Origin of the sequence: Pseudomonas sp. D8002, assembly GCF_013385695.1 — a bacterium.
Classification (GTDB): domain Bacteria; phylum Pseudomonadota; class Gammaproteobacteria; order Pseudomonadales; family Pseudomonadaceae; genus Aquipseudomonas.
Genome location: NZ_JACAPM010000060.1, coordinates 1 through 7,221 on the forward strand (window position 1 = coordinate 1; position 7,221 = coordinate 7,221).

The 7,221-nt window shown below is 49.5% G+C and carries 10 protein-coding genes; 6 read left to right on the forward strand and 4 right to left on the reverse strand.

Going from position 1 to position 7,221, the window contains the following annotated elements; all coding sequences use genetic code 11:
* A partial coding sequence (locus tag HX807_RS29665; RefSeq protein ID WP_177051950.1) for a Shedu anti-phage system protein SduA domain-containing protein occupies positions 1–272 on the forward strand: 272 nt, incomplete at its 5' end.
* A gap of 55 nt (positions 273–327) precedes the next feature.
* On the opposite strand, the gene HX807_RS29670 is transcribed toward HX807_RS29665, so the two are convergent.
* Entirely contained in the window at positions 328–1,515 is a 1,188-nt protein-coding gene (locus HX807_RS29670) for a hypothetical protein (RefSeq protein ID WP_177015397.1), read from the reverse strand.
* 203 nt (positions 1,516–1,718) lie between these two features.
* Positions 1,719–2,210 carry a helix-turn-helix domain-containing protein gene (locus HX807_RS29675; RefSeq protein WP_169907394.1) on the reverse strand — a complete coding sequence of 164 codons (492 nt, stop codon included), beginning with the start codon at positions 2,208–2,210 and terminating at the stop codon, positions 1,719–1,721.
* Positions 2,211–2,463: 253 nt separating this feature from the next.
* On the opposite strand from HX807_RS29675, the gene HX807_RS32085 reads away from it, so the two are divergent.
* The 3 genes from HX807_RS32085 (at position 2,464) to HX807_RS29685 (ending at position 3,792) form a co-directional block, all read left to right on the forward strand.
* A complete protein-coding gene (locus HX807_RS32085; RefSeq protein ID WP_371316505.1) occupies positions 2,464–2,829 on the forward strand; it encodes a hypothetical protein in 366 nt (121 codons plus the stop codon).
* Between the two features lie 42 nt (positions 2,830–2,871).
* Positions 2,872–3,318: a hypothetical protein gene (locus HX807_RS29680; RefSeq protein WP_169907393.1), complete on the forward strand. Its 447-nt coding sequence runs from the start codon at positions 2,872–2,874 to the stop codon at positions 3,316–3,318.
* 90 nt (positions 3,319–3,408) lie between these two features.
* On the forward strand, positions 3,409–3,792 hold the full coding sequence (locus HX807_RS29685) for a hypothetical protein (protein WP_169907392.1): 384 nt from the start codon (positions 3,409–3,411) through the stop codon (positions 3,790–3,792).
* Positions 3,793–3,834: 42 nt separating this feature from the next.
* Here HX807_RS29685 and HX807_RS29690 read toward each other — a convergent pair whose 3' ends face one another.
* Complete coding sequence (locus tag HX807_RS29690) at positions 3,835–4,653, reverse strand: AbiJ-NTD4 domain-containing protein (protein WP_177015399.1); 819 nt, start codon at positions 4,651–4,653, stop codon at positions 3,835–3,837.
* A gap of 338 nt (positions 4,654–4,991) precedes the next feature.
* Between HX807_RS29690 and HX807_RS29695 the strand changes: the two genes are divergently transcribed.
* Both HX807_RS29695 and HX807_RS29700 read left to right on the forward strand, forming a co-directional pair.
* Positions 4,992–5,762 carry a hypothetical protein gene (locus tag HX807_RS29695; RefSeq protein WP_177043736.1) on the forward strand — a complete coding sequence of 257 codons (771 nt, stop codon included), beginning with the start codon at positions 4,992–4,994 and terminating at the stop codon, positions 5,760–5,762.
* Positions 5,759–6,532 carry a bifunctional 2-polyprenyl-6-hydroxyphenol methylase/3-demethylubiquinol 3-O-methyltransferase UbiG gene (locus HX807_RS29700; protein ID WP_177051951.1) on the forward strand — a complete coding sequence of 258 codons (774 nt, stop codon included), beginning with the start codon at positions 5,759–5,761 and terminating at the stop codon, positions 6,530–6,532. The genes HX807_RS29695 and HX807_RS29700 overlap by 4 nt, the downstream gene beginning before the upstream one ends.
* Before the next feature lie 168 nt (positions 6,533–6,700).
* Here the strand turns inward: HX807_RS29700 and HX807_RS29705 are convergent, their stop codons facing one another.
* Entirely contained in the window at positions 6,701–6,910 is a 210-nt protein-coding gene (locus tag HX807_RS29705) for a hypothetical protein (RefSeq protein WP_177015402.1), read from the reverse strand.
* Positions 6,911–7,221: the final 311 nt, after the last annotated feature.

Below are 7,221 nucleotides of genomic sequence, written 5' to 3' on the forward strand. Positions count from 1 at the left end.
GGTGTGTTCGCCGGCCGCTTACAGATAGCCTAGCGCGTGGCTTCAAAGAGCGTGTTCACGCACATGCAGTTGCGGCCATCGTCATAATTGGCCGCACTCCGGAAGAAGAGGATAAGCAGGAAGCTTTTGAGCAATATCGAAATGGGCTCAAGGATGTGCTTGTGGTCACCTTTGATGAGTTACAGATTCGCCTTGAAAGTATCTATCAAGCGCTGACACCACAAACTCCAGAGGAGCCTGAGGGGATAAGAGATGAAGACCTGCCCTTTTAGAGACCGACGCAGCCATTGGGAGTCTGATAGTAACGAGTGTCTGTCCCTCCAGGCGCTAGTAGTCCATGTTGGTGTGAAGCTCCCACAGATGACTCCAGTGGTCGATAAACCTCTCCAACGCTTCCTCCCCGCCCGAGGTTGCCTCCTTGTAAGACTGCAACGATTCTTCGTCGAACGAAGGGTCAATGCCAGCCTCCATCAGCCGGTAGGCGCCGGCGAGATGCCCCATGGATAGCAACTTGTCTACATCATCGAAGATGGCGCAATTTAACTCGTGATCATTGGCCCCTATAGGGATCAAAGAGAACCGGGCACTTTTGCCAAATTTTGTCATATTCCCAGGAACGGTTCCGATGCTCGGTATATGCACATGCAACGCCCCTTTATCATTTTCGTAACCACCGTGGGCGAATGGATTACGAATACGTTCCTTGATATCTCGCATTCCCTGAAGCGTTTTCCGTGCTTTAGGCGATGGATTTGCTCCTAAAAGCTCGTCGAGCTTCTCATTCCAAGTCTTAGACATGAAGGCTTTGAAACCATCCTCAGGCAAAGGAACGCCGGTAAAGGCACGGAGCAAATTCAATCTATGCTCTAAGGCGCTGAAATATGCATCAACCATGGCAACCGAGTGATAAAAGCCTTCCTGCTGCGCCTTTATGCTCCGGTTGTAACTATTCATAAGCGTAGAAATGAAGCCTTGAGGAAATTCGTGCCCTTCCTTGAGCTTTTCCTTAGCTTTACGCTTGGCACGTCGAAACGCTTTTTCTGCTTGGCCTCGGAAAAACTCATAACGTGACACGAATTCATTGAGGTGATTGCCGATAGTCACATTGCCTGAAGAAACCTGCCGTTCGAGCACCGGTTTGAGGAATTTCTCGACAATGTTTACAGCGCTTTTGAGCTGCCCCTCGATACGCTTTCTACTCTTATTCAGGGCTAGCGAGCTGAGCAAGTTAAGGCCGAATTTGCCGAGCTCAATGGCGATTGGCTCTCCACTGAATGTGCCATAGACTGTCCATCGAACCTTCTCGCGAGGCCCATACCATTTCCAACCCAGAAAATTTCGCAGCATAAGCAAGAGCATTTCCGGCACTGGAAAATCCTCACGATGCAATCGCGAGCTGCTCAGTTCGTAGATATCAATGGTAGGAGCGTCGCTAGAAAATCCTACTAATCTTTTGGCCAGATCATTACGTAACAGCTCAAGCCGCCCCTTTTCCAATTCGCCGCTTTCTCGCATTACCGACCTCCTTTGTCGAATCGTCTATCCGCTAAAGGCTCAGCATGAACGGAATAGATACTGTTTTACTAACGGTCAACCTGACATCCGCCCATGTCGCGCCTACAACCTGATGAAGATCCGTTGGGCCAAGGTGTTCCTATGCAATTCTCCAAAGCAGTCCTTCCTGTGACATTTCTAGCCGGGAGCTTGTCGTTGAAAAATCATTCGGAATCAGTTTGCTCGGATGTGGTTGTTTTAAGATATCTGCGAACAGTGGTCTTCGACAGTCCCAGCGCTTCCGCGATCTCAGCGACCGGAACGCCCTCACTATTCAGGCGATTAGCCTCCGCCGCCTTTTGCGCCGCATCGGATCGGACAGGTCGACCAGGCGGCAGCTTTCCTGCTTGTGCTAATGACTCCATCTCCTGATCAATCCTGTCCTTCGAAATCCTATTTAGCTGCTTATTCAGACGCTTTAGCCCCTCCCTAAACGGCTCATCGGACTGTAGACACGTCGCCATGAGAATCAGCGAGGCCGGCTCCACCTCCAGCAGCGCTGCAAGACGAATGAGCACATCAATCGTGATGTTCACCTCTCCACGCTCTATCCGGCCCCAGTAGGAACGGTCAATCGTGATCAGGTTTTCCTGCGTAAAACCCTTTCTTCTTCGCAATGCTCGTACTACTACAGCCAGGGCTTCTGCGGCCTCCATTACATTTCCCCAAGTAAATCGAGGATAAGGCCATATTGCGGAGAACCATAACACGGACTATCATCCGTATTATGGTGCGATCAGCGCTTTTAGGCTGGCTTCCCGCGATTCGATTGACGCCTCCAAGCCAACGCAGCTGCCGTGCGGAGAGACGCTTTGCGAGGGGCGAGCGCCAACAAGCGGGGTTGAATTGTCAATTTCCGGGTTATTAATTGAGGTAAATCCTATGGCTAGCGTCCAAGAGCCCGACTTTATGAAAGGGCCGAGAACGCCCCTTGAGGGCTTGTTAGGTACTTCCGAGGCACGAGCTTTATCAGTCGAACGATTTCCTAGAAAGCCCTACTGCCTAGTCAGAGACTGGACAATATTTCGAATCGAAGTAACTCCCGACGAACTCGCCAAACTGCATGCAGTGGGCCAGCTCCCAATGATCGTTTTTGCTCACAACGTGGTCGAGGATAGCCAAGGCCGTTTCGAGAGGGGGGATTGGGTTCGTTCAAGCATGTGCACCGGTTTCCACGACGGGGTCGTGTTCGAAACGAGGAACACTGTCTACGTCTTGATCGGCCCTGGCCATGAACAGCCTGCCAGCCTGAAGGAAGTATTTTCCTTCTTCTAACATGCGCTTCGTAACGGAGCCCTTTGAGGCTCAGGAAATACAATGTTTAGAACACACGACGCCGATATGCTTGGCATGCCGGGGATGTTTGGTGAAGGCCAGTACCAATGGCATCAGGTATCCAAAGTTCTTCGAAATCACTGGTATCACGTCACCGTCCAGGCTCAGCACAAGGGCCGAACCACAGAAGTGGTTCTAATGATCGACAGTGAACCTCGACTACAGCAGGTGCTGATTGCACAAGACGAGGAGACGATCATCACCGACGTTCAGGTGGTCACGCCGGCATATATGAATGGCTCCGCAGGATGGCGCATGGAAGCACTGACCAAGGTGACGCTTGGCGAAGACCAAAACGAGTGTGTTGTGTGCCTGCTAGATGTGGAGAACGGCTCCAAGTATCACAGCTCTCACCAACCTGGCTTCAACACTGATGCACTGAGCAACCTTCGTCCGATCTATCACGCGAACATGATTCGTACAGCCTGAGATTTACCAAGAATCCCACACGATATCAGCGCAGATGTTTCCGTGTGGATTTCCTGGTAACGCCATACGGGCTGCGAAAGGAGCGCAATTATGTTGAACACTCTGGATGTGAATTTTCATGGAAAACGACATACGGATTTCGATCTCGAACGAATCCTAAAAGCACAAGCGCAAGGCTTCGACAAACCGATAACAGCCTATCTCTGCAGAGTATCCATAAAGGCTCGTGCCGGATTAGGCGTCGTGTTTGGTCACAACCGTAAAGACCAATATGGGCGGTTTGGTGATGGTCATCTGATCCGGACTTCTGACGTGATTAAGGCGGAGCGCGAGGGTCGATTTTGGGTACTTACCACAGAGAACTCACGCTACGTGATCGCGACGTTTCAGCACGGTAATGGGCGTGCGAGCCTGCGAGATTTTCTACGTATTTCACAGGGGCAGCACCATTTCACTCCACCATTGTTGCAGTGACGGTCGCGCCCATTAGCAGGGATGGAAATCACCATCCTGTGCTCAATTTGGCTCGTCCGCCTGCGTACTTTTAATAAGGTAATTACCGAGAGAGGCACATAGGCCAACTATCAACTCAGCCTCATTGAATGAAGGTTCTCGCCCTTCGCGTATGTGCCGACCATTTTCAGATGCGTAGCCCCAAGCTTTTGCTACAGCCTGATCCAGTGGGGGAGGAATGATGGTGTTGTGTCGTTTGAGAATGTCACCCAGATTCGCTTTGACATCACCAGTGATTTCTCGGGCAACACACTCCAATGATGCCATCGCATGTTGGATGGCACCTGTTGGATCAGGAGAGGGGCGACGGGAGAGATCTCCAATTGCTTCGTGCAACTCCTTCCCAGCTGTCACGTGGCCGAATGCGCGCTCGGTCTCCCGAGCATTCTTTACGATGACTTCAAATGATTCCGGGCCGCGAATTTCGACAAGGCCATCTACAAGCTTCCAACCAATGCCATTTTCTACGAAATAGTCATTTAACTCAGTGTGAAAATGTTCGTAAGTATCAGGGTTGTAGTTGTACTGACCCAAATCGGCTTGGATGCGCTCGATCACGTCATAAACTTTGTACCACTTACATTCCTGGAGAAGATTGTTCACCTCCCAGTCAACGTTGGGAAATTCGCTCCAGTTGTTCGAATCAGGCTGTTTTTTTAGGGCTTTACAAAGAATAGCCCGCAGACCTGAGGGCTTGAATCCGCACTCGTAGGCCAGTTGAACCAAATACCCACGCAGCTCCTCAGGCGCATCCTCCCTGATGGTGATTTCACGCTCTTGGGTGCGATGAAATCCGTTGCGCTTGGAAAAAGAGTCATTCATCCCGTTTTCGCTCCATTGATCCCTTGTTTCAGCAAGCTAAGGTTTTTCAGTTTCCATGTCTATTGCCTAGATGGCCGTAGCATCTGAGAAACCAGCGAGCCTGCGTGATGGCGTCATTCTAGCGCTGAGCGTCGGTCGGATTGCCTGATTCGATTTCTTAATTTCTGGTTTGGTCATGCATTTTATGCCGAATCAGAAAATCTGATCCCTTTTAGGGGCGACCAGCTTCTTACCTTGAAGAATAGGCCTCCGCTCTCATCCCCAGTGACGCACTACGCAGCATCGCAGGTGCAGAAAAAAGCGGTAAACTCGCTGCGACCAACACAGGGCAGGATGTTATGAAAATCAATGCTGTAAAATCAGCGCACTGCCCAAAATGGCTACGTACGAAGAATTTTCTCCAGCGGATTTGCTTTGAGGTGACAAGGATGTTTAGAAAAAAAGCGCAATGGCCTCGCCCGAAACACTCCCGCAACGTACTAGCCTTAACTGTTAAGTTGGTTCTTATTTTTCTGAGCATGGTTGCGTTACTTGCAACTGTCTACCCCCTTGTGGATGTGGAAAAATTAACCCCGGCCTCAGCATCGGTCATATCGATAGTCGGGGTGGTTTTGGTTTTTCTGTACATATTTTTAGTGTCTTATGAGATATATGTAGCAGAAGGAAAAAGAGTATTTAAACAATCCGACCCTGATTCTATTCGCAACTACATGCTTCATTGGATAGCCTATGGAGGACGAGTAGCAATTTGGACTCGTGACATGAGTTGGGCAAAAGGTGATAAGTCACAGAACTTGCTGCGTGAAAAAGCGGAAAACGGTGAGCTGATAATTTGTCTGCCAAACCATACTGATTTTTCGAGAGAGCTGGAAACGAAAGGGGCTCAGATTTATGTGTATGGCCGGGAGTTACTCAGTGACCCAAGCGCCCGCTTTACTATCGCATTCTATGGTAGGGACGGCAGTAAAGTTGCCATTGGAAGAGCGCAAGCAGATAAGCAGGTAGTTGAGGAGTTCAGCTCTGGCGCACACCCCTCATTTCAACTGGCCTACGAGCTTGTGCAAATAGCTAAAAATATTTCTCAAAAAAAAGGTGAAAACCAATTATGAGCTCACGGTTTTCGTACGTTGACAGCATATCCTCCCAAGAATTGGCCAAAGAGTGGGACTGCCTTGCCTCAGAACGGCATCAGCAAATCTTCAACGGATTAGATATCACATTTACTCATGTCATGGCTCCATTGGTTGAGTCACTTGTTGGTCAGGATGATGAGGCAACCTTGGTCGACATCGGTTCTGGGACTGGTGAGCTTACGGGCCGCTTAGCCGCAAGGTTTAAAAAAGTCGTGTGTGTCGAACCATCGTTGCAGAGCATTAACATTGCGAAATCTATACTGTCATTTTTTTCAAACATTGAATTCATCAACTCCGACTTTGAAGACTGCGAAACTCATCTAAAGTCACGAACCGAGAAAAATGTTTTTCTAGCAGCCATGATGTTATCGGCAGATCCGCAGCTCGACAAATTTGCTCAAACCCTCTCAAGGGTGGCACAAAAAGGCGATGAATTTGTAGCTACCATTCCTCATCCGTGCTTTTGGCCAAGATATTGGGGGTATGAAAAAGAGTCGTGGTTTTCTTATAGCAAAGAGCTGATGATTAAGGCTCCCTTCAAGATATCTTTATCTGATTCCGAGTTTAAAACCACGCACATTCATCGGCCAATTGAGCGATATATAGTGACGTTCGCCAAATATGGATTTCAATTGGCTAGCATGTCCGAACCGATCCCTAATAACAAGGTTCAGTCTTTATACCCAAAGAAATGGGAATTTCCACGATTCTTGGCATTTAAATGGATCAAGAGCTCACCTAAATAACCCGATCATATTTGGGTAGTTCGGCATTTAAGTAGAACAAGTATTCACTTGGTTTGGCTGCTTCATAGATCGTAGGTGACCCCAGCTGGCCCAAAAGAGGCCATTGGGCGTACCCGTGACGTCCTGATCACCTGACTCGCTTGAGATCAAAATCGACCAGTGGCTGCCTCATGGAAGCTTTCTGAGACGGGCCAGCCCCTGCTTTATGTGGCCAGCGTTCTCCCCAATTGTGTAAAGCGCACCACGGACGTTGTCGCCTACTTCCGCATGCCCCTGGGCTTCCACCTGGAGCGTCAGCTCCATGAGCGCAGCTTCGAGAGCGAGCTGATTCTGGTACATCCTTTCCAGAACGTCTGACAGTGAGTATTCACTGGGCATCTACATGGACTCCTTTTTTACGACCCAGCATAGCTCAGTGATGAATCAGCAAGTGTCTTGCGGGTATAGGCATACCCTGAGAGCACCTTATGAGCGTCCCGCCCCTAAGTAGTCTCAAGGTGTTTGATCTGCGAGCTAGAACAGCAAGGAGCCCGAAGGACAGAGATGCCGGCTAGACACTTGGTCGGTTTTTATTGATCCGCCGTACCGGATGTATCAGAGGCCGGGCCTCCGTTGAAGCTAAAATCGGTGGTGCCGTTGGTGATCCATTCGACCAGCTTTTCCTTGGGTGTGTAAGCCACCACTCCACG

Coding starts and splice junctions, on each gene's coding strand:
- HX807_RS29670 (WP_177015397.1), bottom strand. CDS start 1,515: ATGCGAGAAAGCGGCGAATTGGAAAAGGGGCGGCTTGAGCTGTTACGT.
- HX807_RS29675 (WP_169907394.1), bottom strand. CDS start 2,210: ATGGAGGCCGCAGAAGCCCTGGCTGTAGTAGTACGAGCATTGCGAAGA.
- HX807_RS32085 (WP_371316505.1), top strand. CDS start 2,464: ATGAAAGGGCCGAGAACGCCCCTTGAGGGCTTGTTAGGTACTTCCGAG.
- HX807_RS29680 (WP_169907393.1), top strand. CDS start 2,872: ATGTTTAGAACACACGACGCCGATATGCTTGGCATGCCGGGGATGTTT.
- HX807_RS29685 (WP_169907392.1), top strand. CDS start 3,409: ATGTTGAACACTCTGGATGTGAATTTTCATGGAAAACGACATACGGAT.
- HX807_RS29690 (WP_177015399.1), bottom strand. CDS start 4,653: ATGAATGACTCTTTTTCCAAGCGCAACGGATTTCATCGCACCCAAGAG.
- HX807_RS29695 (WP_177043736.1), top strand. CDS start 4,992: ATGAAAATCAATGCTGTAAAATCAGCGCACTGCCCAAAATGGCTACGT.
- HX807_RS29700 (WP_177051951.1), top strand. CDS start 5,759: ATGAGCTCACGGTTTTCGTACGTTGACAGCATATCCTCCCAAGAATTG.
- HX807_RS29705 (WP_177015402.1), bottom strand. CDS start 6,910: ATGCCCAGTGAATACTCACTGTCAGACGTTCTGGAAAGGATGTACCAG.